The organism is Tropicibacter naphthalenivorans (genome assembly GCF_900176475.1).
GTDB classification, from domain to species: Bacteria; Pseudomonadota; Alphaproteobacteria; order Rhodobacterales; family Rhodobacteraceae; genus Tropicibacter; species Tropicibacter naphthalenivorans.
Map to the genome: position 1 here is coordinate 129,724 of NZ_FWXX01000001.1, position 23,496 is coordinate 153,219.

25 protein-coding genes are annotated in these 23,496 nt (G+C 63.1%); 9 read left to right on the forward strand and 16 right to left on the reverse strand.

Going from position 1 to position 23,496, the window contains the following annotated elements:
* Positions 1-7: 7 nt before the first annotated feature.
* From B9A11_RS00565 to B9A11_RS00630, 14 genes are all read right to left on the reverse strand, one after another.
* A complete protein-coding gene (locus tag B9A11_RS00565; protein ID WP_058246281.1) occupies positions 8-1,444 on the reverse strand; it encodes a UDP-N-acetylmuramoyl-tripeptide--D-alanyl-D-alanine ligase in 1,437 nt (478 codons plus the stop codon).
* Entirely contained in the window at positions 1,441-2,922 is a 1,482-nt protein-coding gene (locus tag B9A11_RS00570) for a UDP-N-acetylmuramoyl-L-alanyl-D-glutamate--2,6-diaminopimelate ligase (RefSeq protein ID WP_058246280.1), read from the reverse strand. Before B9A11_RS00570 ends, B9A11_RS00565 begins: the two co-directional genes overlap by 4 nt.
* 42 nt (positions 2,923-2,964) lie before the next feature.
* Entirely contained in the window at positions 2,965-4,755 is a 1,791-nt protein-coding gene (locus B9A11_RS00575) for a peptidoglycan D,D-transpeptidase FtsI family protein (RefSeq protein ID WP_058246279.1), read from the reverse strand.
* Positions 4,752-5,096, reverse strand: coding sequence for a cell division protein FtsL (ftsL, locus tag B9A11_RS00580; RefSeq protein ID WP_058246278.1), 345 nt, complete (start codon positions 5,094-5,096; stop codon positions 4,752-4,754). Before ftsL ends, B9A11_RS00575 begins: the two co-directional genes overlap by 4 nt.
* A complete protein-coding gene (gene rsmH / locus B9A11_RS00585; RefSeq protein ID WP_058246277.1) occupies positions 5,097-6,071 on the reverse strand; it encodes a 16S rRNA (cytosine(1402)-N(4))-methyltransferase RsmH in 975 nt (324 codons plus the stop codon).
* Positions 6,071-6,589: a division/cell wall cluster transcriptional repressor MraZ gene (gene mraZ / locus B9A11_RS00590; protein WP_058246276.1), complete on the reverse strand. Its 519-nt coding sequence runs from the start codon at positions 6,587-6,589 to the stop codon at positions 6,071-6,073. Before mraZ ends, rsmH begins: the two co-directional genes overlap by 1 nt.
* A 725-nt stretch (positions 6,590-7,314) precedes the next feature.
* Positions 7,315-8,025 carry an alpha/beta fold hydrolase gene (locus tag B9A11_RS00595; protein ID WP_058246275.1) on the reverse strand — a complete coding sequence of 237 codons (711 nt, stop codon included), beginning with the start codon at positions 8,023-8,025 and terminating at the stop codon, positions 7,315-7,317.
* 202 nt (positions 8,026-8,227) lie between these two features.
* Complete coding sequence (locus tag B9A11_RS00600) at positions 8,228-9,226, reverse strand: transporter substrate-binding domain-containing protein (protein WP_234988701.1); 999 nt, start codon at positions 9,224-9,226, stop codon at positions 8,228-8,230.
* A gap of 51 nt (positions 9,227-9,277) precedes the next feature.
* Positions 9,278-10,387, reverse strand: coding sequence for a LysM peptidoglycan-binding domain-containing protein (locus B9A11_RS00605; RefSeq protein ID WP_083499746.1), 1,110 nt, complete (start codon positions 10,385-10,387; stop codon positions 9,278-9,280).
* Between the two features lie 168 nt (positions 10,388-10,555).
* On the reverse strand, positions 10,556-11,170 hold the full coding sequence (locus tag B9A11_RS00610; RefSeq protein WP_058246272.1) for a hypothetical protein: 615 nt from the start codon (positions 11,168-11,170) through the stop codon (positions 10,556-10,558).
* 22 nt (positions 11,171-11,192) lie between these two features.
* Entirely contained in the window at positions 11,193-11,621 is a 429-nt protein-coding gene (locus B9A11_RS00615; protein ID WP_058246271.1) for a VOC family protein, read from the reverse strand.
* Positions 11,622-11,634: 13 nt separating this feature from the next.
* Complete coding sequence (locus B9A11_RS00620; protein WP_058246270.1) at positions 11,635-12,588, reverse strand: alpha/beta hydrolase; 954 nt, start codon at positions 12,586-12,588, stop codon at positions 11,635-11,637.
* 3 nt (positions 12,589-12,591) lie between these two features.
* Positions 12,592-13,329, reverse strand: coding sequence for an alpha/beta hydrolase (locus B9A11_RS00625; protein ID WP_058246269.1), 738 nt, complete (start codon positions 13,327-13,329; stop codon positions 12,592-12,594).
* Positions 13,330-13,386: 57 nt separating this feature from the next.
* A complete protein-coding gene (locus tag B9A11_RS00630) occupies positions 13,387-14,631 on the reverse strand; it encodes an MFS transporter (RefSeq protein ID WP_058246268.1) in 1,245 nt (414 codons plus the stop codon).
* A gap of 182 nt (positions 14,632-14,813) precedes the next feature.
* On the opposite strand from B9A11_RS00630, the gene thrS reads away from it, so the two are divergent.
* The 5 genes from thrS to B9A11_RS00655 all read left to right on the forward strand — a co-directional run bounded on the left by thrS (position 14,814) and on the right by B9A11_RS00655 (position 19,651).
* Positions 14,814-16,760, forward strand: coding sequence for a threonine--tRNA ligase (gene thrS / locus B9A11_RS00635; protein ID WP_058246267.1), 1,947 nt, complete (start codon positions 14,814-14,816; stop codon positions 16,758-16,760).
* A 398-nt stretch (positions 16,761-17,158) separates the two neighbouring features.
* Positions 17,159-17,458 carry a BufA1 family periplasmic bufferin-type metallophore gene (locus B9A11_RS00640; protein WP_058246266.1) on the forward strand — a complete coding sequence of 100 codons (300 nt, stop codon included), beginning with the start codon at positions 17,159-17,161 and terminating at the stop codon, positions 17,456-17,458.
* A gap of 53 nt (positions 17,459-17,511) precedes the next feature.
* Entirely contained in the window at positions 17,512-18,354 is an 843-nt protein-coding gene (bufB, locus tag B9A11_RS00645) for an MNIO family bufferin maturase (protein ID WP_058246265.1), read from the forward strand.
* Positions 18,351-19,085: an HvfC/BufC N-terminal domain-containing protein gene (locus B9A11_RS00650; RefSeq protein WP_058246264.1), complete on the forward strand. Its 735-nt coding sequence runs from the start codon at positions 18,351-18,353 to the stop codon at positions 19,083-19,085. Before bufB ends, B9A11_RS00650 begins: the two co-directional genes overlap by 4 nt.
* Before the next feature lie 8 nt (positions 19,086-19,093).
* A complete protein-coding gene (locus tag B9A11_RS00655; RefSeq protein WP_058246263.1) occupies positions 19,094-19,651 on the forward strand; it encodes a DoxX family protein in 558 nt (185 codons plus the stop codon).
* On the opposite strand, the gene B9A11_RS00660 is transcribed toward B9A11_RS00655, so the two are convergent.
* The gene (locus B9A11_RS00660) at positions 19,633-19,944 is read right to left on the reverse strand and encodes an arsenate reductase family protein (RefSeq protein ID WP_058246262.1); all 312 of its coding nucleotides are present in this window, start codon (positions 19,942-19,944) and stop codon (positions 19,633-19,635) included. The two genes, B9A11_RS00655 and B9A11_RS00660, sit on opposite strands and share 19 nt — an antisense overlap.
* Positions 19,945-20,180: 236 nt before the next feature.
* Here B9A11_RS00660 and B9A11_RS00665 point away from each other — a divergent pair, with 236 nt between their 5' ends.
* From B9A11_RS00665 to B9A11_RS00675, 3 genes are all read left to right on the forward strand, one after another.
* Positions 20,181-20,387, forward strand: coding sequence for a cold-shock protein (locus tag B9A11_RS00665; RefSeq protein ID WP_058246261.1), 207 nt, complete (start codon positions 20,181-20,183; stop codon positions 20,385-20,387).
* Positions 20,388-20,597: 210 nt separating this feature from the next.
* The gene (locus B9A11_RS00670) at positions 20,598-20,906 is read left to right on the forward strand and encodes a hypothetical protein (RefSeq protein ID WP_058246260.1); all 309 of its coding nucleotides are present in this window, start codon (positions 20,598-20,600) and stop codon (positions 20,904-20,906) included.
* Between the two features lie 130 nt (positions 20,907-21,036).
* Complete coding sequence (locus B9A11_RS00675) at positions 21,037-21,348, forward strand: hypothetical protein (protein WP_058246259.1); 312 nt, start codon at positions 21,037-21,039, stop codon at positions 21,346-21,348.
* On the opposite strand, the gene B9A11_RS00680 is transcribed toward B9A11_RS00675, so the two are convergent.
* Entirely contained in the window at positions 21,345-22,250 is a 906-nt protein-coding gene (locus tag B9A11_RS00680; RefSeq protein ID WP_058246258.1) for a LysR family transcriptional regulator, read from the reverse strand. The genes B9A11_RS00675 and B9A11_RS00680 overlap by 4 nt on opposite strands.
* 272 nt (positions 22,251-22,522) lie before the next feature.
* On the opposite strand from B9A11_RS00680, the gene metF reads away from it, so the two are divergent.
* Positions 22,523-23,389: a methylenetetrahydrofolate reductase [NAD(P)H] gene (gene metF / locus B9A11_RS00685; RefSeq protein ID WP_058246257.1), complete on the forward strand. Its 867-nt coding sequence runs from the start codon at positions 22,523-22,525 to the stop codon at positions 23,387-23,389.
* Positions 23,390-23,496: the final 107 nt, after the last annotated feature.

A 23,496-nucleotide genomic window follows, 5' to 3' on the forward strand; every position in this document is an offset into this window, starting at 1 on the left:
CAAGTCCCTACCCTTCTACGTCCGCCGGGGCTTGGCGCATTTTGCGGATCGCGTCAACCACACGGCCGACCCCCATGCTTAACGACCCCTTTGCCAGCACAACGTCCCCGGCATCCAGATCATGCGCCACGCGCGCAACCATCTTGTCGCTCGTCTCGGTCCAATGGCCGCGTTTGTGCTCTGGCAGCGCCAGCCACATCTCGCGCATCAGCGGCCCCATGCAGTGAACAAGGTCGATTTTTTCCATGCACGGCAGCGCGGCAATCGCTGCGTGCAAGGCTTTTTCCCGCGCGCCGAGCTCTTTCATGTCGCCCAAATAGGCGATCCGGCGCCCCTGGGAAATCCGCCCCAAACCATTGCGCGGCTCGGCTGCGGCCAACACTTCAAGCGACGCGCCCAGCGAGGCCGGGTTCGAATTATAGGCGTCATCAATCAACTCAAAGCTGAGCCGCGAATCGACAGGGTCCAGCTGAATCCGCTCGCGCAGACCGCGTCCCGCTCCTGCTTGCCACTGCGCCAAGGACGCAATCGCCAGCGCGCGATCCCGCCGCAGGGCGTGCACAACGGCCAAAGCACCCATGGCGTTCACCGCAAAATGCCGCCCCGGGACCATGACTTTGAACAGGATCGGCGTGCGCCAAGCGCGCCCCTGCGCCACGGTGCAGGTGTCCTTGATGGTCACCTCTTCGACGCGGTGGTGGTTCCCAACCGCCTCGCCAAAGGAAATCAGACGCGCGCCAGCGTGCAAGGCCGCGGCGCGCAAAATCGGGCTAACCTCAAGATCGCCGTTGAACACCGCGACGCCATTCGGCTCAAGCCCTTCGAAAATAGCGGCTTTTTCGCGCGCGATGCCCTGGATGCTTTCAAAGGCCGCCAAATGGGCCGGGGCCACAATCGTCACCATCGCCACATGCGGGCGGGCCATCCGGGCCAGCGGCGCAATCTCGCCGGGGTGGTTCATGCCGATCTCGATCACGGCAAAATCCACGTCGCGCGGCATCCGCGCCAGTGTCAGCGGCACGCCCCAATGGTTGTTGTAGCTTTTCTCGGCGGCGTGCACCGTGCCCTGCCCGCCCAGAACCGTGCGCAGCATTTCCTTGGTGCTGGTCTTGCCCACAGAGCCGGTCACCGCAACAACCTTGGCGCGAGTGCGCGCGCGGGCGGCGCGGCCCAAATCCTCAAGCCCTGTCAGAACATCGTCGACCAGCAGCAGCGGCGCGTCCTCTGGCACGCCGTCAGGAATGCGCGACACCAACGCGGCCCCTGCCCCGGCGGCCAAGGCCTGCGCCACAAAGTCATGGCCATCGCGCGCCGCCTTGAGCGCCACGAACAGATCGCCGGGTTGAATCGTGCGCGTGTCGATGGACACGCCCGACACCTCGAACGGCGCAAGAGCGCGCCCGCCGGTGGCCTCTGCCGCCTCTGCCGAAGTCCACAGCATCACAAGCCCTTTCCGTCCAGCGCCGCCACCGCTACGCTGGCTTGTTCAACGTCATCAAAGGGATAGACCGTGTCGCCCACGATCTGCCCGGTCTCGTGGCCCTTGCCGCAAATCAGCAGCGCGTCCCCCGGCCCAAGGCCATCAACGCCGCGCAGGATCGCCTCGGCGCGGTCCGCGATGTTGAGCGCCTCGGGGCAGCCTTCCATCACGGCGGCGCGGATGTCGGCCGGATTTTCCGAGCGCGGGTTGTCGTCGGTGACGATCACCATATCCGCATGGTCCGCCGCCGCCTGCCCCATCAAGGGCCGTTTGGAGCTGTCACGGTCGCCGCCCGCGCCGACGATCGCCACAAGCCGGCCCATCACGTGGGGGCGCAGCGCCTGGATCGCGGTTGCCACGGCGTCGGGCGTGTGGGCGTAATCGACAAACACCGCCGCGCCGTTTTCGCGCGTGGCGGCCAATTGCATCCGCCCGCGCACGGTGCCCAGCAAGGGCAGCATGTCGAACACGTCCTCCGGCTCGCCACCAGAGGCGATCACAAGACCCGCCGCCAGCAGCACGTTTTCCGCCTGGAAACCGCCGATCAGTTGCAGGCGCTCTTGGCGCACAAGCCCTTCAAAGCTCAGCCGAATTTCCTGCCCCGTCGCGTCAAAGCGTTGCGCGGTCAGGCACAGGTCCGCCGCCTCGCGCCCCACGGTCAAGACCTCTTGGCCACGCGCGCGCGCAATCGCTAGCATGTCTACGCCGCGCGGATCGTCGATGTTGATCACGGCCACGCCGTCTTCGGGCAGCACGCGCGCGAACAGCCCCGCCTTGGCATCAAAATACTCGTCAAAGCTGTGGTGGTAGTCCAGATGGTCCTGCGTAAAGTTGGTAAATCCGGCGGCGGTCAGTTGCACCCCGTCAAGGCGGCGCTGCGCGAGCCCGTGCGAGGATGCCTCCATCGCGGCGCATTCCACGCCCGCCTCTGCCGCGCCGGACAACATGCGGTGCAGGGTGATCGGCTCGGGCGTCGTATGTTTCGACGGCGCTTGCCAGTCGCCTTCAACCCCGGTGGTGCCGATGTTGACCGCGCGAATGCCCATCTCCTGCCAGATCTGGCGGGTAAAGGTCGCAACGCTCGTCTTGCCGTTGGTGCCGGTGACGGCCACCACGCACTCGGGCTGACGGCCAAACCACAGCGCCGCCGTATAGGCCAGCGTCTGGCGCGGGTCTTCGGCGATGACCACGGCGGGGTCGAATTCCTCGATCACCTCGGCGGCAATGCGCGCGCCCTCGGCGTCGGTCAGGATCGCGCCCGCCCCCTGCCGCAGGGCGAATTGGATAAATTCCGCCCCATGCACCCGCGTGCCGGGCAGCGCGGCGAACAGGAACCCATCCTGCACTTCGCGGCTGTCCACAGCCAACCCGGTCACGGACACCTCTCGGCCCCCGCGCGCGGTCAATCCCAAGTCTGCAAGGCTTTGCACTCGCTGGTTCATGAAAGCACCCCAGCCTTCTTTAAATATTAACGCCGTGCAGCCCTATTGAGAGATTTGCACGATGCCTTCCAATTGCCCCAACTGGTACTCCGGGCGCAAGCCCAGCAGCGGCGCAATCCTGCCGATCATCTCGGCGGCCACCGGAACGGCGGTCCAACCGGCGGTGCGGCGCGGTTTTTCCCCGCTGGTCTCAATCGGCTCGTCCAAGGTCACCACCAGCACGTATTTCGGGTCATGCGCCGGGAACATGCTGGCGAAAGTGGTGATCGTCTTGTCCTTATAGTAACCGCCGCCGCGCTCCTTAGGCTTGTCGGCGGTGCCGGTCTTGCCGCCCACGTGATAGCCCGGAACCTCGCCAAAGCTGGCGGTGCCTTCGGTCACGACCTTGCGCAGCATGTCCTGCGCGGCCTGTGCGACGGCGGGGCTCATGACCTGCGGGCCGTTCTGCGGGCCGCGCTGTTTCAGCAGGGTCGGCGTGATCGCGCGCCCGCCGTTGGCGATGGTCGCATAGCCCGCCGCCAGATGCAGCGGAGTGGTCGAAATCCCGTGGCCATAGGAAATCGTCACCGCCGACAGGTCCGTCCAGCGCTGCGGCAAGAGCGGCTGACCGCCCTTGGCTTCGACCATCTCCAGCGGGACCGGCTCGAAAAAGCCAAGCGACTTGAGGAACTCTTGCTGCCGGGTCGGGCCAATGGCCAAAGCCATCTTGCCGGTGCCGCGGTTCGACGATTTCACGATAATCTGCTCGACGGTGGCTTCGCCGTAGTTGTGGTTTTCAAACTCGCCAATGCGGTGGCCGCCAACCTTCATCGGCGGGCGCGTGTCGATCACCGTTTGCGGATGCACAAGTCCAAGTTGCATCGCCTGCGCGGCGGCAAAGATCTTGAAGGTGGAGCCAAGCTCATAGACCCCCTGCACGGCACGGTTGAACAGAGGACTGTCAGAGGGGCTGCCTTCGGTGGGTGGACGGGGGCGGTCATTCGGGTCGAAATCCGGCAGGCTCACAAGGCTGATCACCTCGCCCGTCTGCACGTCCATCAACACGCTCGCCGCGCCTTTGGCGTTGAGCAGCTTCATGCCCGTGTCCAGCACTTCCTCGGCGGCGGCTTGCACGGTCAGGTCGAGGGACAGCTCCAGCGGCGCGCCCTCGCGGGCCGGATCACGCAGCTTGTCCTCAAAGAATTTCTCGATCCCGGCGGTGCCGATCACCTCGGCGGAATGCACGCCTTCCTTGCCGAAAGACGCGCCGCCAAGGACGTGCGCGGCAATGGCACCGTTCGGATAAAGGCGCATCTCGCGCGGGCCGAACAAGAGACCAGGATCGCCGATGTCGTGCACCGCCTGCATCTGCTCTGGGCTGATCTTTTTCTTGACCCAAAGGAACTTACGCTTGGGGTCGGTAAATCGTTTGGCCAGCTTTTCCGCATCCAGATCGGGGAAGATCTGCGCCAATTCCTGCGCCGCGCGGACGGGTTCGATCATTTGCTGCGGGTGCGCGTACAGCGAATGCGTGGTCATGTTGGTGGCCAGCACCCGGCCCCGCCGGTCGACGATATCGGCGCGGCTGGCGACGATGGACGCCCCGGTCGAGGCGGCGCGCGGCTCTGCCGGTTCGGACGCCGACAGCATCCCCATGCGCGCGCCCACCACGGTGAACGCACCAAAGAACATCACCGCCAGAACCAGCAAGCGCCCCTCTGCGCGCACCCGCGACTGGTCGCGCATCTGCTCGTGCCGAATGCGCAGGTTCTCGCGCTCGATGGCGTCAGGGTTCTCGCCCTTTTGACGGGCCTCAAGGATACGCGCCAAGGGGCGCAAAGGCGTGCGGATCATTCGCTTGTCCCCGTGCTGATGACATCCACAGGTTGTGTCACATCAATCTGTTCGAGCGGCGGATAGGACACCTGATCGACGCGGCCAAACTGGTCCGGGCGCAGCGCCAACAACCCCAGCTTGTCAAAGTTCAAATCCGCCAAGTCGCGCAGCCGGTCCGGACGGTTCAGGTAGGCCCACTCGGCCCGCAGGATCGCCAGACGCTCGCGCGCGCCGCCAATCTCGCTGCGCAGGTCGTCGACGCGGTCCAATTCGGCCTGCGTCGCGTAGTTTTCGTGGTAGGCCCAATAGCCCGACCCGATCACCGCCAGAGCGGCGAGGATGAAAAGAAGGCTGCGCATTCACGTTCTCCTGTTCATATCTGGCATCGACAAATCCGCACCGCTGATCTCTTGCGCGGGAAGGCTCGTCCGCCGCGCCACGCGCAACTTAGCCGAGCGCGACCGGGGGTTCTCAGACAGCTCTTGCGCGTCGGGCCCAACGGCCTTGCGGGTGAGGATTTCAAAGGGCGTCTCGACCGCCGCTTCGTCCTCGCGGGCGTAGCGGTTTTTCTTGACCTTCTTGTCGCCATGCGCCTGAAAGAAGCGTTTGACCATCCGGTCTTCGATCGAATGAAAGGTCACCACGGCCAGCAAACCACCCGGTTTCAAGACCCGCTCGGCGGCCATCAAGCCTTGCCACAGCGCGCCGTATTCATCGTTCACCGCGATGCGCAACGCCTGGAAAGACCGCGTCGCCGCGTGCGCCTGCCCCGGCTTGGTGCGGCCAATGGCCTTTTCGATCAATTCGGCCAATTGTAGCGTGGTTTCAAAGGGTTCCAGCGCGCGGGCGTCGACGATCTTGCGCGCGATGCGGCGCGATTGACGCTCTTCCCCGTAAAGAAACAGGATGTCCGCGATCTCATCCGCCGACGCAGTGTTCACAATGTCCGCCGCGCTCGGGCCGTCCTGCGACATGCGCATATCCAGCGGCCCGTCGCGCAGGAAACTAAAGCCCCGCTCGGCCAAATCGAGCTGCATCGAGGACACGCCAAGGTCCAGCACAACGCCGTCTACGGCGTCGGCCACCTGATCCATTTGCGCGAAATTCGCCTGCACCAATTCGATCGGCCAATCGCCGATCCACTCGGCGGCCATGCGATGTGCCAGCGGGTCTTGGTCGATACCGATCACCTTGTCGGCCCCAGCTTCGATCAGCCCACGGGTGTAGCCCCCGGCCCCGAACGTGCCGTCAATCCAGACCCCCTGCACCGGCGAGACCGCTTGCAGAAGCGGCCGCAAAAGAACAGGGACGTGCGGCGCGCTGTTTTGGGTCATCACAGGGCCTCGTCTTCGTCGTCTTCGTCCAGCAGCATGAGCGGATCGAAATCGTCGTCCTGCTCATCAAGGTATTCCTCGGTCGCGCCGAGTTCCTCTTCGCGGTAGGTGTCGGGCTGCCAGATCTGGAAGGTGTCGACGTTGGACGCAAACTGCGCCTCGTTCGAGATGCCGATCTTGTCGCGCAGCTTGGCGGGCAGCACGATGCGGCCCGTCTCATCGACGCTGGTGGTCAGCGACTGGGTCGAAAACAGACGTTCAAGGATGCGGCGTTTTTGGCTGCCGCGCTTCATCCGGCTGATGCGGTCCTCGACGTCTTCCATTTCCTGAATCGTGTAGCATTCCAGATACTTACGGCGATGGTCGCCGTAGACGATCACGAAATTGGGGTTCTGACCTTCGGCCCAATCGGGGTCACCCGCTTCGAGGACACGGCGAAAGGGGGCTGGGATAGATACCCGCCCCTTGGTGTCCACCTTGTTGGTGAACTCGCCTCTGAACCTCAGCCTGCGGCCCAACGATCGGCCCCTTTCACTGCCCCCTTAAAACGAAATACGGCGGGTTGATCTGCTGCCACTGATCAACCCGCCGCTGACCCGCTGTGCGGGTGTCTCCGACTGCGCGCGCCACCTGGGGGGATGTCTGCTCGCCCGCGCGCCGGATCCTTGTTGTCACGATGAAGGCGGTGCCTGTATGAAACCTGCTCATTTTATTGTTTTGGAGTTTGCATCGGGATCGTTTGGTGTCCCTCGTTCCGCTCTCCATCGTGTGAACTATGGATGCCATGGGAATTCGTGGGAGGCAACAGGTTTCTGTGGGACTTTGCCCCTTCATCTTGTCCGGGAGCCCCCTGAAAAACAAGATATTGAGGCGAAATTGGGGCAATTGTGGGTAAATCCGGTGTCGATGCCGCCTATCCACACAAGATATAGGCGAGCTACAGCGCTCAAATTTTTTCCCACTTTTTCCCACGGCGATCACAAAGGACGTGATCTGTTCGCCACAGTTCTTAGCAGACAGTTAACAGATAGAGAGTTATCCACAGGATTCCAGCCCCGCTTCGGGGTTTCAGAGTCGCCTGAGCGGGGTTTTGCCGAATCGGACTCGCGAATCTGGCCGTGTTCCCACCTGCGTCCCAAGAATTCCCATACGGTCCACCCAGTCCCATCCCATCCCGTCCCATACGGGACCAGAGATTTCGGGAAATCATGGGAAACGCCCCAGCAAAGGGGCCAAAAGCGCCTTAGCGCAGCACCAAGGGCTGCTTCATCCAGGCGCGCAGGGCGTCGCTGGTGGCATCGGCGGCTTCGAGCATGGGAAAATGCCCCGCCCCGCCGATCACCTGCAACTGAGCGCCGGGGATCAGTTCGGCCATAAAGCTGTGGCGTTTGACCGGATAGCGCACGTCGTCCTCGCCGCACAGGATCAGCGTCGGCACAGCGATGCGCCGCAGCGTCCCTTGCTGGTCGCGCCGCCGTTGCAGCGCGCGGCACTGGCGCACGTAACATTCCGGCCCCTGCCCCCGCGCCATGTCATAGATCAGCTCAAGGATCTCGGACCGGTACGGCCCCGGCGGCAACAGGTCGATGTGGTACTCTTCGCGCATCACGTCATCGAACTTGCCCGCACGCACGCGAATGATCCGCGGGTCACGCTCGGCGGCCTGCTGCGGCGTCTCGGCCAGCGGCGAGGTGCTCAGCAGCGCCAGCCGCGTCACCCGATCCGGCGCGCGGCGGATGATCTCCATCGCGACGACACCGCCAAGACCCCACCCCGCCAGGGCGCAGCGCTTGGGCAACACGTCCAGCACGCTCGACGCGATCTCTTCGATCCTCTCGCCTTGGGAAATGGGCGCGACCATCACCGCGTGATCGCGCGACAGGTCCGCGATTTGCGGACCAAACAGGCGGGCGTCACACATCAACCCCGGCAAAAACACAACAGGCTCACGCATGGCGCGGCAATCCCTTGCAAACAGGGCCGGTGGGGCGCGGGTGGGTGTTGCTCATGCCAAGCGTCTCACCGAAATTCGTGGCGATTTGCAACAGCTTATCAAAGCGCTCGGCGAGTTAAAGCCGACAAACGCAAAACCGGCGCGTTTTGGCGCGCCGGCTTACGGATGCCCCCGTCTTGGGCAGGGACGTCTGGAGAAAGGGTCAGTTCGACTTGATCTGCTCCCAGAACACGCCAAGGTGCTTGTTCACGATCTCGGCGTAGCGGTCGCTTTCCTTGAGCTTGGCCAGCCCTGCGTTAAAGCGGTACAGGAACGTCGTCCCGCGCCAGTGCTTTTTCGAGATGATGACATGCATCCCGGCGGTGGACAGCGGCCGCTCCATGGCGACCACGCGCCCTTGCAGCCCCTGTTCCTTAATGACCTGCGCGCCAAGGAACACGTTCAGCGACACCGCGTCGACCTCACCGGCCAAGAGCTTGTCAAAACACTCCGCCTCATTGTTGGCGCGCACCAGTTGGACCTTGCCGTTTTGCAGCCAATCGCGCCCCGGACGGTCCAGATCAAAGGTCAAAAAGCCATGCGGGCGGCAGATCGACTTGCCCAGCAGATCGTCGTCGCTGTCGAACTTGAACCCTTCGTCAGAGCGTACAAACAGCATCAGCAGCACTTCGACCAGCGGGTCCGAAAAGTGAAAGTTGGCGCAGCGCTCGTTGTCGGGCATCTGGTCGCAAGGCGGCTTGTACCACGGAAAGCCCATGTCGAACTGCTTGGAATCCAGCCCCGGAAACAGGTGCTTGGACCAGTCGTTTTCCCAGGTGATCGAATAGGTCACCGGGTCGGGGGTCGTCTCCATCGCGGCATTGACGATCTCGGTCAACATGCCCTCGCCGGGCCAGGCCAGATCGGTGAACGGCTCGTAGTTGGACCCGGTCAGCAGCTTCAGCTCGGCGCCGGTTTCCACGCGCAGCGGCGTCGCATCCGCCTGCTGAGAGCCCGGCTCGCAGGGGATGTCCAAGACATCGCCCGGCGTGACCTGAAACACCGACGCCTGCAAAGCCGCCTCGTTGGCGTAGTAAATCAGCGTCCATTTCTCGGGGTCGCCGTATTTCGCCTGCGCAATGGTAAAGACCGTGTCGCCGGGCTTCACCGTGTAGGCATCCGTCCCGCATTGCGCCTGCGCCTGCGCGCCGATTGCCATCATCACCGCAGCTGCCGCGCTGGCCGCTGCCCTCCTCCAGATGTGACGCATGGCTTACAGCCCCGCCCAGATCGACGACATGTGCTTGTCGATGACGGTCAGGTACTCGCCGCTGTCGCGCATCGCGGCCAGCCCGTCGTTAAAGGCATCGACCACGGCCTGCCCCTGCGGGTTGTCCTTATGCGCCACCGCGTGCAGGCTTTCGATCGCCAGGGGGCGGCTCAGCTGCAATTCGACGGCCTGCGAGATGCCCATATCCTTGGCGACGATGCGGCCGGTGAATTCGTTCATGGCCACGGCGTCCGCGCTGCCCGCCATCAGGCGGGAAAAGCATTCCTCGGCGCTGGCAGGTTGCTGCAACCGCGCGCCCACCGCCGACAGGTACCTGGCGCTGGTGCCCTTGGCGTTGTGCCCGATGGGGGCGCAGACGCGCAGGCCCGCAAGGTCCGCTTCGCCGGCGTATTTCACGCCAGAGCCCTTGGCCGTGAACAGCACCACCAGCATCTCGAACATCGGCTCGGAGTAGATGTAATCGGTGCACAGCGCGTTGCCCGCGTCGGCCTCGCAGTCGGGTTTCTTCCACGGGAACGCCATGTCGACCATACCTTCGCTCAGCATCGGGTCCAGATGCGCCGCGCGGTCGTTGACCCAGTAAAACTTATGCGCGCCGGTGTCCTCGTTTGCCACAAAGGCGCGGTTGACCAGATCGGTGATCAGGCCCGAAGACATCTGCATCCGGTTGGTAAAGGGGCGGAAATCGTCGCTGGCCAGCAGCTTGACATCAACGCCCTGCTGGCGCGCCTCGGCTGCCTTTTCGCGCTGCACCTGCGCGGTACGCGTGTCGACCTGCGGCGCGGGCTCTGCGGCCAAGGCCTCGATCTTCTCGACCGGGGTGCCGCCCTTGAGGCCCGTGGGCAAGCCGTTGATGCACGGCATCCGATAGGACTGCCCGACGCGGATCGCATCCGGCGCGCTGATCTTGTCGATGTTGGATCGGTAGATCGCCGTCCACTGGCCGACGTCCTTATAAAGCTTGTCTGCGATCAACGACAAAGAGTCGCCCGGTCGCACCTTGTAAAACCCGCCGCAGGTCTCCTGCGCCGCCACTGATACTGTACCCGCCGCCAGCATGGCTGCTGCAAGCGCCACAGTTCGCGTTGTCATAGCTCTTGTCCCCCAGATTTTGGATGAAAATCGCCCATGTTGTGGTGCGGGTCAATCTTTCCTCTATGGGGTGTAGGTATACCCTTTATTTTCAAGGCGTTCGCGTTAACGCATTGGTAAGGATTTGGCGGCGACACGCGGGTCAGTGGCAGTTATCCACAGAATCATTCACCGATCCGGGTGGATAATTCCCCGGAACGGCGGGAAATCCGCATAGCGGGCGCGGCGCTGCTCTGGCGTCTCTGCGGGGTCGCCCCCGGCACGCAGCAGGCTCCCCTTGGGCGCGATATAGCTGTCGATCCGGCGCAACGGCTCAGGCCGCCACGCGATGTTGAACGCGCAAAGCTTGGGGAAAAACCACACCTCCGAGAACGGCAAATGGTCATACAGCCACCACGCCAGATCGCGCCAATCGCGCCCCTGCGCGTAGCGCTCCGCGAACCACGGGATCACGATGGACGCCCCCGCCACGGGCCGATCCGGCAGATCCCAGATGTGGCACTCTAGCGGATTATCATTGCGCGCGCAGTTCAGCCCGCCTTCATTGCCGAACGCATTCAGCGCCGCCGAGCGATACCCCGAGCGCACAAAAATGCGCCCAAAGGTCTCTTCCAAAGGGTCCAGCAGCGCCCCAGCAAAGGCCCGCCCCCGTTCAAGTGCCAGATCAGGATCGTTTGGCACGTTGCTGATCTGGTGGAAGTTTCCGATCTCGGAGTACAAAAACTCGCGCATCCAAAAGTGCCGGGACAGGCGCTCCCGTCCCAGCGTTTCCAGCGACCACATGGACCGGGGCCGCCGCATGGCGTTACTCGAACCCGCCCCAGCGGAATTCGCCGTTCGGCCCCAGTTTGGAAAACGGGTTCCACGCCACTTCCCAGACGTGGCCTTCGGGGTCGGCGAAATACCCGATATGCCCGCCCCAGAACACGTCCGACGCCTCGCGCAGGATCTTGCCGCCAGCGGCGCGGGCGCGGTCAAGCACTTGGGCCACCTCGTCTTTTTCGCGCACATTGTGGGCGTAGGTCGCCGCGCCAAACCCAAGGCTCTCCTCCGGCACGCCCATGTCCTCGGCCAGCTTGTCCAGCGCATACAGCCCCAAGGCCTGCCCGATCAGGTCGAACACGACGATGTCGTCCTGCGACGGCAGCTGTTTGAATCCCATCGCCTCGTAAAACGCCGCCGTCGCCGCCACGTCGCGGCAGCCAAAGGTCAGCAAGCTTACACGTTGTTCCATAAAATCTCTTTCGTTACAAAGTCTTGGCCCATGACAGAACCTTGTCCGCTAAGGGCTGGGTCATACCGGGCGACATAATATCCCCGGCAATCACGTGGTGGCCGGGGTCGTCCTGCGGACCCACCGCGACCTTGAACACCTCCGCCCGCGCGCCCCACTGCTCTGCCACCTGCGCCGTGCGCGCATGGTTCACGGTCTGGTCCTTGGGGTCAAAGATGAACAGCGCAGGCGTGCGCATCCGGCTGTAATCCAAGGCAAAAGCCGCCCTCACGGCGGCGGCCATGGTCAGCACCGCCTCGACCGGATAGCGAAAGGTCCAGAACCGCGCTTGTTCGGGCGATTGCGGTTGCCAGCTGCGCTCGCGCCCCGCGATGTGCCGCAGCCACAGCCGCGCGCCGGGCCATGTCAGCACACGCGCGCCGCGCGCCCGCACCTGAAAGTTGGGCGAGACGAACACCGCCCCGGCGACACCCTGCCCCATCTGTTCGGCCAGCGCCAAGGCGGTCAGCGTGCCCCCGGTCGAGCAGCTGATGACCAGCACCCGCTGGCCCACCTGATGGGCAATCGCCAAAGCTTCGGCCATATTGTCCATCCACCCCTCGACGCTGGTTTTCGCCAGATCGACGCCGAGCCGCCCGTGGCCTTGCAGCCGCGTGAACACAAGGTTCGCCCCCAGCCCCTCGGCCACCAGATCAGGCAGCGGGCGCAGCTCTTCGGACGTGGCGGAAAACCCGTGGATATAGACCACCGCCCAGGGCGTCGGCGCCTCTGGCAGACCCGCCCAAAGCACGCGCTTTTCCGTGCCGGGGGTGATGTCGTGGATGCGCGCCTCGCTGGCCTCCAGGTAGGGGGCCACCCCCTCGGCCAGCTTGGACATATCGAACGACACATCCGTCACGACCGGCTCGCGCGGCAGGGCAAACCACAGCAGCACCAACGCCGCGATCAGGGCAATCGCCACGCCCATGGGTTAGCCCAAAACGTCCAAAATCGCCGCTTCGATCACGCCCAGACAGGGCCCGTCGGAAAAGCGGTGGTCCGCCCCTTTGACCAAGGTCAGCCGCACGTCCTCCCCGTCGATATGGTCCAGCAGGGCCAAAGCGGTCTCGCGTTTGACGGCCTCATCCTCGGTGCCTTGGACCAGCCGCACGGGCCACGCCATCGGCAGCGGCTGGCGCAAGACCAGATGATTGCGCCCATCCTCGATCAGCTTTTTCGACACGTAATAAGGGTCATCATAGGCCGAGGGCAGCTCGACCCGGCCCTCTTCCATCACTTGGCGGCGCTGGTCCTCGTCAAAGCCCGCCCAAAAGCTGTCTTCGGTAAAGTCTGGTGCTGCGGCGATACCAACAAAGCCAGCAACCTCAAGACGTTGCGACAGGATGCAACCGATCCAGCCGCCCATGGACGACCCGACCAAGACCACCGGACCAGAGGTCGCGGCGCGGATCACCGCCTCGGCGTCCGATGCCCAATCACCGATGCAGCCGTCCTCGAACACGCCGCCCGACTGGCCGTGTCCGGCGTAATCCAGCCGCAGAAAGGCGCGGCCTTGCTGGGCGGCCCAAGCTTCGAGATGCACGGCCTTGGTGCCTTCCATGTCGGATTTGTAGCCGGACAGAAACACGATGCACGGCCCCTGCCCCGGCGTGTAGGCATAGGCCAGCCGATCACCGCGCGGGCCGTTCAGATAGGCAACGTCTGCCATGGGATGCTCCTTGCTTTTGCGGCCACCATAGTGATCGCGCGCAGGAAGCCAAAGGGGTTATGTGCGCTCGACCTCATCGAGCCCCAGCGCCAGCACCCCGCCCAGCACGCTGAGCGCCGCAAAGCCGATCAGCGCGATCTGCGGCCCCAGCGCCGCCAAGGCCCCTCCCAAGGCGCCCACGATCAGCAGCAAGGTGCCAATCGCCGTGTTCGCCAGCGCCGCGTAGGACGACCGCGTGTCCTTTGGCGCCATGTCCACAAGATAGGTCGACCGCCCTTGCCGCACGCCGTGGTAGGCGATCATCAGGCCAAAGAGGATCACCGGGATCACCCAGACCGGCCCGGCCCAGCCCATCACGTCCGCCACAACCGCCAGCGCCATGAACCCCGCGGCGATGAACCCCGACAGCGCCAGCACCCAGCGCGAGGACCGGTCCGCCAGCCGCCCCCATATATATGAGCTGAGGAACGACGCCGCAGAGGAGGCCAAGACCAAAGCCCCCAGCGCCTGCAACGCGCTTTGCCCGTCGCCGAGCAGCACGAAATACGGCGGGGCGAGCGCGGTGACGGTCAGCGCCCCGCGCGTCGCGATGAAGCGGCGGAACTGCGCGTCCTCCTTCAAAGGCGTCAGGTCAATGGCGGGCGCGTCGCGGTCTTCGGACGGCTTTTCGTCCAGCGTCGCGAACAGCGCAGCCGCCCCGATCCACAAAGCGGCAGCCAAGCCGATGGCCACGATCACCGGGCCTTTTTCCTGCCCGACGCCAAATATCAGCAGCGCCGCAAAGGCGAGGACCGCCAAAGCCGACACCGACCCCGCAACCCCTGTGACCGCCCCGCGCCGGGTCTTGGCGACGGTTTTGCCTTGGATGTCCTTATAGCTGACCGAACAGGCCGCGCGGCTGACGGCAAACACCGCCAAAGCCGCCGCGATCGTCAGCCCCGCCGCCATCCCCGTCAGCGTCAGGGCCGCCAAGACAATCACCACCGCCATCAGGCCTTGCCCCACGGACCCCGCAACCCAGAACCACTTGCGCTGCTCCATCCGCTGCAAGCGCCCCGCCATCAGGATCTGCGGCAACAGCGCCCCCGCCTCGCGGATCGGCACCAAGAGGCCCGTGATCGCTGCCGGCACCCCCAAAGCACCGGTCAACCAGCTGAGCACCAGCTTGGGGTCAATCAAACCGTCCGCAATCTTGGTCATCGACAGCGACACCATGTGGCGCAAGCCGTTGCGCGCCTCGACCGCGCTGACCTCATCCGCGCCGGTCAGCTCTTCGAATACGGTCTCTGTGGTGTCGGTCATGGGGTAACTCTTTGTTTGCTATCTTGGGGTAGTCGAACGATGATCCACCGGATCAACGAACCGCGCGCCAATCGGTTCCCGCGCCGCTTGACAGTGGTTAACACCGGGGCCAAAAGGCAGGTCCAACACATAACCCGCAACCGGGCGTTCCGTGGGCGCCAAACTGACGAGGAGCACGGCCAATGGCCCAAGTTTCCCTGACATTCCCCGATGGTTCCAAACGCGACTATGACGCAGGCGTCACCGCCGCCGAAGTCGCCGCAAGCATCTCTAAATCCCTTGGCAAAAAGGCCATCTCGGCCCAGGTCGACGGCGCGCATTACGACCTGCAATGGCCGATCACCGCAGACGCCTCGATCGCCATCAACACCATGGCCGACGACGCCCCGGCGCTGGAGCTGATCCGCCACGATCTGGCGCATATCATGGCCCGCGCCGTGCAGGAAATCTGGCCCGACGTCAAAGTCACCATCGGCCCGGTCATCAAGGACGGCTGGTACTACGACTTTGACCGGACCGAGCCCTTCACCCCCGAAGATCTCGGCGCGATCGAGAAAAAGATGAAGGAAATCATCAACAAGCGTGACGCCGTCCGCACCGAGGTGTGGGACCGTGACGTGGCGGTGAAATACTATCAGGACCGCGGCGAGCCCTATAAGGTCGAGCTGATCGAAAGCATCCCCGGCGATGAGCCGCTGCGCATGTACTGGCACGGCGACTGGCAGGATCTGTGCCGGGGTCCGCACCTTCAGCACACCGGCCAGGTGCCCGGCGATTCCTTCAAACTGATGTCCGTGGCGGGCGCGTATTGGCGTGGGGACAGCGACCGCGCCATGCTGCAACGCATCTACGGCGTCGCCTTCAAGAACAAGGAAGACCTGCGCAAGCATCTGAACATGCTCGAAGAAGCGGCCAAACGCGACCACCGCAAGCTGGGCCGCGAGATGGACCTCTTCCACATGCAGGAAGAAGCGCCGGGTCAGATCTTTTGGCACCCGAACGGCTGGAAAATCTACACCACCCTTCAGGATTACATGCGCCGCCAGCAGGAAAAAGGCGGCTACGTCGAGGTGAACACGCCGCAGGTGGTCGACCGCAAGCTGTGGGAAAAATCCGGGCACTGGGAAAAGTACCAGGAAAACATGTTCATCGTCGAAGTGGACGAAGAGCACGCCCGCGAAAAGGCGATCAACGCGCTCAAGCCGATGAACTGCCCCTGCCACGTGGAAATCTTCAAGGTGGGTCTGAAATCCTACCGCGATTTGCCGCTGCGCATGGCCGAATTCGGCTCTTGTGCGCGCTATGAACCCTCGGGCGCGCTGCACGGCATCATGCGGGTGCGCGGCTTTACGCAGGATGACGCACATATCTTTGCCACCGAAGATCAGATCGCGTCGGAATGCCAAAAGTTCATCGACTTCTTGTCGGAAATCTACCGCGACCTCGGCTTTGAAAAGTTCGACATCCTGTTCTCGGACCGCCCCGAAACCCGCGCCGGGTCGGACGAGGTCTGGGACAAGGCCGAAACCTCGCTGCTCGAGGCGACCCGCGCGGCAGGCATTGAACCCACGCTGAACCCCGGCGAAGGCGCCTTCTACGGCCCCAAGCTGGAATTCTCGTTGACCGACGCCATTGGCCGCGTCTGGCAGTGCGGCACCTTCCAAGTGGACTTCGTCCTGCCCGAACGTCTGGACGCGACCTACATCGGCCAGGACGGCGCGAAACATCGCCCCGTGATGCTGCACCGCGCCTGCCTTGGTTCGTTCGAGCGCTTCATCGGCATCCTGATCGAAGAGCACGCGGGCAAGCTGCCCTTCTGGCTCGCCCCGCGTCAGGTCGTCGTGGCCTCGATCACCTCCGAGGCGGATGACTACGTCCACGAGGTTGTCGAGACGCTGGTCAAGGCGGGCGTGCGCGCCGAAGCCGACACCCGCAACGAAAAGATCAACTACAAGGTGCGCGAGCATTCGCTGGGCAAGGTGCCGGTGATCCTCGCCGTGGGCCACCGCGAAGTCGAAGAGCGTACGGTGTCCGTCCGCCGCTTGGGTCAAAAGCAGACCTCGATGGCCACGCTGGACGAGATCGTGTCCGAGCTGAGCGTCGCGGCCAAGGCGCCTGACCTGTTGTGAAATTACAATTGTCAGACATTTAATTGTCAGACATTTAAACCGATGAATGGGCGGCCTTTGGGTCGCCCTTTTTCTTGGGTTGGCGACACAGGTTCTCCCCCTGAAACATCGCTGACAAACCGCGTGAGGCGGCGCGAGCGCGCAACCCCTGAGCGATTTTGTTTTGTAACAAAACGCCGAAAGGTACCCCGTTACCCCGCAGGAATGTTTCAACTCCGTGTCCTAACCCCCTGAAATTACATATGTCTTCGCTCACGCAGCGTCGGTTTCGCCTGACACGCGTGTGATGCACGGCGCTGTGAGTGGCGAGTTTCCGCCGATCCGATCAGGTTGAGGTCACCGCCCCGGCACAGCGCCGGACGGGACGAAACATCAACCTCAAAACCGGAGGAATTCACATGTCCAAAACTCTTCACGCCGCCGCCCTGATGGGTGCCCTCGCCGCCTCGATGGGCGCCACCAACGCCAGCGCCCAAGCACAAGAAAAGTGCTATGGTGTTGCTTTGGCAGGGGAAAATGGCTGCGCCGCTGGTCCCGGCACGACCTGCGCAGGCACCTCGACCGTCGACTATCAGGGCAACGCATGGTCGCTGGTCGCCGAAGGCACCTGCCTTGAGATCGAACTGCCCGCCATGGCCGACGGCCACGCCCGCATGGGCTCTCTCGAGGCGCTGGATCGCGACCTGCCCCAGACCTGATCTTGCTGGGCGGGGCCTGTCCCCGCCCGCTCTCACCGCGCAAGAGGCCCGTCATGTTTGACCACCCCCGCACCCTGCCCGCGCAGCCCGGCGTTGGCTACAAACCGCAACATTTTCAACAGATTATGAGCGATCCCAGCCCGGTCCAATGGCTGGAAATCCACGCCGAGAACTACATGGGGCAAGGCGGCCGCCCCCTCGCGCAACTGCGCGCGCTGGCCGAACGCTTTCCCATCTCGGTGCACGGCGTTGGCCTGTCGATCGGCGGCCCGCAGCCGCTGGATCTGGACCACCTCGCGCGGCTGAAAACCCTTGTCGATTGGCTAAACCCCGCCAGCTTTTCCGAACACCTCGCCTGGTCCACCCACGACGCCCATTTCTTCAATGATCTCTTGCCCTTGCCTTACACAGCTGACACCCTGACCCGCGTCTGCACACACATCGACCAAGTGCAAACGACGCTGGGACGGCAGATGCTGCTGGAGAACCCGTCGAGTTACCTCGCCTTTGCCGAAAGCACGTGGTCCGAGCCGGATTTCCTGCGCGAGATCGTGCGCCGGACGGGCTGCGGGCTGCTGCTGGACATCAACAACGTCTTTGTCTCGGCGGTGAATTTGTCCTTTGCGCCAGAGCGTTACATCGACATCTTCGCCTTGGACGCAGTCGGGGAAATCCACCTTGGCGGCCATGACCAAGACGCCGACGACCACGGCGCACCGCTGCTGATCGACAGCCACGGCAAGCCCGTCGCCGATCCGGTCTGGGCTTTGTTGGATTACGCCTTGGCCCGCAGCGGCCCCAAACCGATCCTGATCGAGTGGGACACGGACGTGCCAGAGTGGCCCGAACTGCGCACCGAAGCCGCCCGCGCCGCGCACGCCTTGGTGCCCGCATGACCGCCGTCACACAGACCGAAACCGCCTTTCGCACAGCGCTATTGGCCCCTGACATGGCCAGCCCAGAGGGGCTCACCGATGCCAAAGGCCAGCCCGCAGGCCGCCGCTTTGACGTCTATCGCAACAACGTTGCGGTTTCGTTACGCGACGCGCTGGAGACCGGATTTCCCGCCGTGCGCGCCCTGATCGGCACCGAAAGCTTTGCGCAAATCGCGCGAGGATTCATCCGCCTGTCGCCACCGCGCAGCCCCGTTCTGGCGCTGTATGGCGAGGGGTTCCCGGCCTTCATAGACACCATCAAACCCCTGAAACATATAGGGTATCTATCGGATGTGGCGCGATTTGAGCTGGCTGTGCGCAGCAGCTATCACGCCGCGGACACTGCCCCCTTTGCGCTGCCCCGCCTCGCCCCCGAAAGTCTCGCCACCGCGCGACTGACCTTGGCCCCGGCGGTGCGAATCCTGCAATCAAACTGGCCCGTGCTGTCGATCCATCGCTACACCTTGCAGCCGGGCAGTCCAAAGCCCGCCGCCCGCGCCGAGGACGTTTTGATCACCCGGCCCGAGTTTGATCCCTCGCCGCATTTGCTGCCCCCTGGCGCCGCCGCGCAGATTTTGGCGTTGCAAAAAGGCGCAACGATGCAGGACGCCGCCGCCCGATCAGAGGCGGATTTTACCGAAACCTTAACGCTGCTGGCGGCCTCTGGCGCGATCGGCAGCATCGACACATGAGGTGCGCAATGAACGCCGTTCAGCTCTATGATTCCACGGTCCAAGCCTTGAACCGAAGCGGCCCGCAGATCTTGCCCGTGCTGTTGCGCGCGCTTTTTGCAGCAACCTTGCTGGGCTATTTCTGGGCCTCGGCGTTAACCAAGCTTGGCCCCGGTCTGCTGGGGATTTTCAAGCCGTCCTTCAACGCCTACACCCAGATTTTCCCGCGCCAGATGGAAGCAGTGAGCTATGATGCCTCGCAGCTTGGCTGGCTGCATTGGGCCGTGGTCGTCGCTGGCACTTGGGCGGAATTTATCCTGCCGTTTCTGATTGTTATCGGCCTTGCCACACGGGTTTCGGCGCTGGGGATGATCGGCTTTGTCATTGTGCAGACGCTGACCGACCTGATCGGGCATGGCGCGGCGCGGCACCCCGAAACATTGGGCGCGTGGTTCGACAAAACCCCGGACGCGCTGATCGCCGACCAACGCGCCTTTTGGGTGGTTCTGTTAACCGGTTTGGCGCTGTTCGGCGCGGGACGCCTGTCGGTGGATGCGGCCCTGCGCGCTCAGGTCAGATCGGCCTGAACGTCCTTGCCCCAGCCCAGCCACATCCGGTCCCCGTCGACGATCAACGGCCGCTTCATCAGGGTGGGATGCCCGGCCAGCAGGTCAAGCGGCGCGCCCGCGCGCTCCTCTTCGGACAGGCCGCGCCACGTGGTCGACCGCGTGTTCACCAAAGCCGCGCCGAACCGCTCATAGGCCTGCGCCAGAACCTCGGAAGGCACGCCGTCGGCCCGAACATCCACCACCTGCGCGTCCGGCAGGGCTTTGGTCGCCTTGCGGCAGGTATCACAGGTTTTCAGCCCATAAAGGATCATATCACGCTGCCCTTTTGCTCATTTACGTTAACTAAGTTCACATAAATCGCCTCGGATTGAAACACGAGGGAGTTTTGCTTGATTTTTCCCCCTAACGCGAAATCCTATAAAATGTGGCTTTCAAAGATTGCGCCGGAGTCAACATAGACTTGGATCTTGCTCATTTCTGACAAGCCGCAGGGCGGTTTCGCACACTGCGAGACCATACGACAAAGTTGGAAAGGAGCACGGGGATTATGCCAAGCGGCACCGTGAAATGGTTTAATACCACCAAAGGCTACGGCTTTATCGCACCGGAAGAAGGCGGCAAGGATGTGTTTGTGCACATTTCTGCGGTCGAGCGTTCGGGTCTAACCGGCCTCGCCGATAACCAAAAGGTCGAGTACGAACTACGCGAAGGTCGCGACGGTCGTCAGATGGCCGCTGATATCAAGGCTGTTTAACACACCGGATTAGATCACAATTTTATACAAAAGCGCCGGGCCGCTGTGGTGGCCCGCACCGTCTATCTTGCCGCGACGCAAGGTCCGCTAAGCATCTTGGACGACGCACCGCCGCCTCTTGATGCTGAGTTTACCATCAGACTCGTTTACAATCGGTGAAGCCACCCCAGAGGTGTTAGGCCATTCTTATCTGTTGATAAGGTACTGGTCATGAAATCCACCACGGTTGCGTCCTTTTTCGTCTTGATCATTTCGGCGTCCCTGGTGGCGGGCATACAGCTGTTGCCGCCCTTGACGGCGCCGGGCGGTTTGCCCGTGATCAACCTTGCCGCCCGCCCCCCCAGCGCGCGCGTTAACGAAATGGCCTATTGCAAAGCCAATCTGCCGGGCATTGACTGCGGCTGTTTCGCACATCACGCGGGTACCGTCCTGAACGAACCGCGCGCAACCGTCATCGGCACAAGCTACAAAAATCGCTGGGATTTGGCGCGTTTCCAAGGGATTGAAAGCTGTTCTTGATCCTGAACGCACCGGACAAACGCCGCTTGGCGACAATTGTCGTTAAATCTACGTTAAAAGCACGGGGCAATTCATTCGGGAAACGCAGCCCACTGAGTTAACCTGAGGCACCTTTCAAAGGAGCCTCGCCATGAAGACCGAACATATTGCCGCCGCGATTTCCGGAACCCTGGCTGCGGGCATGGTGGCTGCGGTCATTATGATGCCGCCCCTGACCTCTCCGACCGGACAATTGCCCGAAGAGACGATGACCTACAAAACCGCCGCGGCGCAGATTGATGGCGGCGATTACTGCCGCACCAACCTGACTGGCGTGGATTGCGGCTGTTTTGCGTATCGCACGGATCTCGTCCTGAATTCCAACCGCATTTACATTCAGGGCCACAGCTATCTGGACAAATGGACCCTCGCGCTGATCCAAGCCAAGGAAAGCTGTTCCTAAGCCTCTTGCAACTTTTTCGCCTCGGCCCCGGCCAAGGCGATCAGGCGCTTCATATAGGGTTTGTCCAGATCCTCGGTCCGGGTCGCCGCATATAGCCGCCGGGTCGTGCCGTCCTTGGTCAAGGGGCGCGTGACGTAATCCGAGTTGTACTTGACCTCGCGCACCACCCAGTCGGGCAGCACCGCGACCCCTCGGTTTGACGCCACCAGCAAAAGGATCACCGCCGTCAGTTCGACCTGCCGGATCGCCGCCGGCTCGACCTTGGCCGGGGTAAGCAGCTGGCTAAAAATATCCAGCCGCGAGCGTTCCACCGGATAGGTGATCAAGGTCTGCCCGCGAAAGTCCTGCGCCTCGATATAATCCTTTTGCGCCAAGGGGTTCTGCGCCGAAGCCACGAACACCGGGGAATAGTCGAACAAGGGCGTAAAGGTCACGCCAAGCAGTTCTTCGGGGTCGGAGGAAATCACCACGTCCACGTCTTCCTTCATCAGCGCGGGCAGCGCGTCAAAGGCCAGACCGGGGCGAATGTCCACGTCCACGTCGGGAAAGCTCTTGCGAAAGCCTTCGAGCACCGGGAACAGCCATTCGAAACAGGCGTGGCATTCGATGGCGATGTGCAAGCGCCCGCTGGAGCCCTGCCGCAGCCCGTCGAACTCGGCCTGCAAGGCTTCGACCTGCGGCAAGACCTGTTCCGCCAGACGCAGCAGCCGCATCCCCGCCGCCGACAGGCGCATCGGCTTGGACCGACGCACAAACAATTCGACCCCGGCCTGATCCTCCAGCCCCTTGATCTGATGGCTCAGCGCGCTTTGCGTGATGTTCAGCACATCCGCCGCCTTGGCCACCCCACCATGGTCGTGAATCGCTTTGATCGTCCGCAAATGGCGAAATTCGATGTGCATTTTCAAAACATCCTTGCTCTGCGAGCCTGCGCGGAACCGATCCGCCGCCGCTGTCGTTTCTTACCCAAATCAACCGCAAATTCCAGCGCATCCCCCTGAAGACACGCAAAAAAACCACGCCGCGCCACCATGCAAAAACGACCCATACAGCCAGCAAAACGACCCGGCAGACCGCTCAAACCCAACCATTTTCATGTTGTTGATGAGTTTTATGAGTTTGTCTCACAAAGCGGGATATGCGACAAGGTCCACAAGCAACAAAGGTTCTCGTCATGAAACGCCCCGACATCTCTTTCGAATTCTTCCCGCCCAAGAACATCGAGGGCACCTTTCGGCTGTGGGACACCACCCAGGTGCTCGCCCCGCTGAACCCCAGCTTTGTCTCCGTGACCTACGGCGCAGGCGGCACCACCCGCGATTTGACCCGCGATGTGGTCGCCACGCTGCACAAGCATTCGGGCCTGCGCACCGCCGCCCACCTGACCTGCGTCGATGCCACCCGCGAAGAAACGCTCAAGATCGCCCAGGACTTCGCCGATGTTGGCGTGACCGACATCGTCGCCCTGCGCGGCGATCCCCCCAAGGGTTCGAGCGGCTTTGTCCCCCACCCCGAAGGCTTCGCCAACTCGGTCGAGCTGATCGAGGCGCTGGCCGCCACCGGCAACTTCACCATCCGCGTCGGCGCCTACCCCGATGTCCACCCCGAGGCGGCCAACGCCAAGGCCGACATCGACTGGCTCAAGCGCAAGCTCGACGCCGGCGCGACCGAAGCTCTGACGCAGTTCTTCTTCGAGGCTGAAACCTTCTTCCGCTTCCGCGACGAATGCGCCAAGGCGGGCATCGACCACGCCATCGTCCCCGGCATCCTGCCGATCGAAAACTGGAAGGGCGCGCGCCGCTTTGCCGAAAGCTGCGGCACCAAGATCCCGGCATGGGTGATCGAAGCGTTTGAGACCGCCGAGCGTGACCACCGCACCGACCTGCTGGCCACGGCGATCTGCACGGAACTGTGCTCGGAATTGCTCGAAGGCGGCGTGGAAAAGCTTCACTTCTATACGCTCAACCGCCCCGAGCTGACCCGCGACGTCTGCTACGCCCTCGGCGTCACCCCCGAGACCAAGCTCGAAAACGTCGCCTAACGACCAACGGGGCGGCCCAACCTGCCGCCCCAAATCCCCTTCCCGGCTTCTTCTCTTTAAAAATATCCCGGGGGGAGGCCGCAGGCCCGGGGGGCAGAGCCCCCCTT

Bases quoted from the DNA above. Each gene is read 5' to 3' on its own strand.
- B9A11_RS00570 (WP_058246280.1), bottom strand. From the start codon at position 2,922: ATGAACCAGCGAGTGCAAAGCCTTGCAGACTTGGGATTGACCGCGCGC.
- B9A11_RS00575 (WP_058246279.1), bottom strand. From the start codon at position 4,755: ATGATCCGCACGCCTTTGCGCCCCTTGGCGCGTATCCTTGAGGCCCGT.
- ftsL (WP_058246278.1), bottom strand. From the start codon at position 5,096: ATGCGCAGCCTTCTTTTCATCCTCGCCGCTCTGGCGGTGATCGGGTCG.
- rsmH (WP_058246277.1), bottom strand. From the start codon at position 6,071: ATGACCCAAAACAGCGCGCCGCACGTCCCTGTTCTTTTGCGGCCGCTT.
- B9A11_RS00595 (WP_058246275.1), bottom strand. From the start codon at position 8,025: ATGCGTGAGCCTGTTGTGTTTTTGCCGGGGTTGATGTGTGACGCCCGC.
- B9A11_RS00600 (WP_234988701.1), bottom strand. From the start codon at position 9,226: ATGATGGCAATCGGCGCGCAGGCGCAGGCGCAATGCGGGACGGATGCC.
- B9A11_RS00605 (WP_083499746.1), bottom strand. From the start codon at position 10,387: ATGACAACGCGAACTGTGGCGCTTGCAGCAGCCATGCTGGCGGCGGGT.
- B9A11_RS00610 (WP_058246272.1), bottom strand. From the start codon at position 11,170: ATGTGGTCGCTGGAAACGCTGGGACGGGAGCGCCTGTCCCGGCACTTT.
- B9A11_RS00615 (WP_058246271.1), bottom strand. From the start codon at position 11,621: ATGGAACAACGTGTAAGCTTGCTGACCTTTGGCTGCCGCGACGTGGCG.
- B9A11_RS00620 (WP_058246270.1), bottom strand. From the start codon at position 12,588: ATGGGCGTGGCGATTGCCCTGATCGCGGCGTTGGTGCTGCTGTGGTTT.
- B9A11_RS00625 (WP_058246269.1), bottom strand. From the start codon at position 13,329: ATGGCAGACGTTGCCTATCTGAACGGCCCGCGCGGTGATCGGCTGGCC.
- B9A11_RS00630 (WP_058246268.1), bottom strand. From the start codon at position 14,631: ATGACCGACACCACAGAGACCGTATTCGAAGAGCTGACCGGCGCGGAT.
- thrS (WP_058246267.1), top strand. From the start codon at position 14,814: ATGGCCCAAGTTTCCCTGACATTCCCCGATGGTTCCAAACGCGACTAT.
- B9A11_RS00640 (WP_058246266.1), top strand. From the start codon at position 17,159: ATGTCCAAAACTCTTCACGCCGCCGCCCTGATGGGTGCCCTCGCCGCC.
- bufB (WP_058246265.1), top strand. From the start codon at position 17,512: ATGTTTGACCACCCCCGCACCCTGCCCGCGCAGCCCGGCGTTGGCTAC.
- B9A11_RS00650 (WP_058246264.1), top strand. From the start codon at position 18,351: ATGACCGCCGTCACACAGACCGAAACCGCCTTTCGCACAGCGCTATTG.
- B9A11_RS00655 (WP_058246263.1), top strand. From the start codon at position 19,094: ATGAACGCCGTTCAGCTCTATGATTCCACGGTCCAAGCCTTGAACCGA.
- B9A11_RS00660 (WP_058246262.1), bottom strand. From the start codon at position 19,944: ATGATCCTTTATGGGCTGAAAACCTGTGATACCTGCCGCAAGGCGACC.
- B9A11_RS00665 (WP_058246261.1), top strand. From the start codon at position 20,181: ATGCCAAGCGGCACCGTGAAATGGTTTAATACCACCAAAGGCTACGGC.
- B9A11_RS00670 (WP_058246260.1), top strand. From the start codon at position 20,598: ATGAAATCCACCACGGTTGCGTCCTTTTTCGTCTTGATCATTTCGGCG.
- B9A11_RS00675 (WP_058246259.1), top strand. From the start codon at position 21,037: ATGAAGACCGAACATATTGCCGCCGCGATTTCCGGAACCCTGGCTGCG.
- B9A11_RS00680 (WP_058246258.1), bottom strand. From the start codon at position 22,250: ATGCACATCGAATTTCGCCATTTGCGGACGATCAAAGCGATTCACGAC.
- metF (WP_058246257.1), top strand. From the start codon at position 22,523: ATGAAACGCCCCGACATCTCTTTCGAATTCTTCCCGCCCAAGAACATC.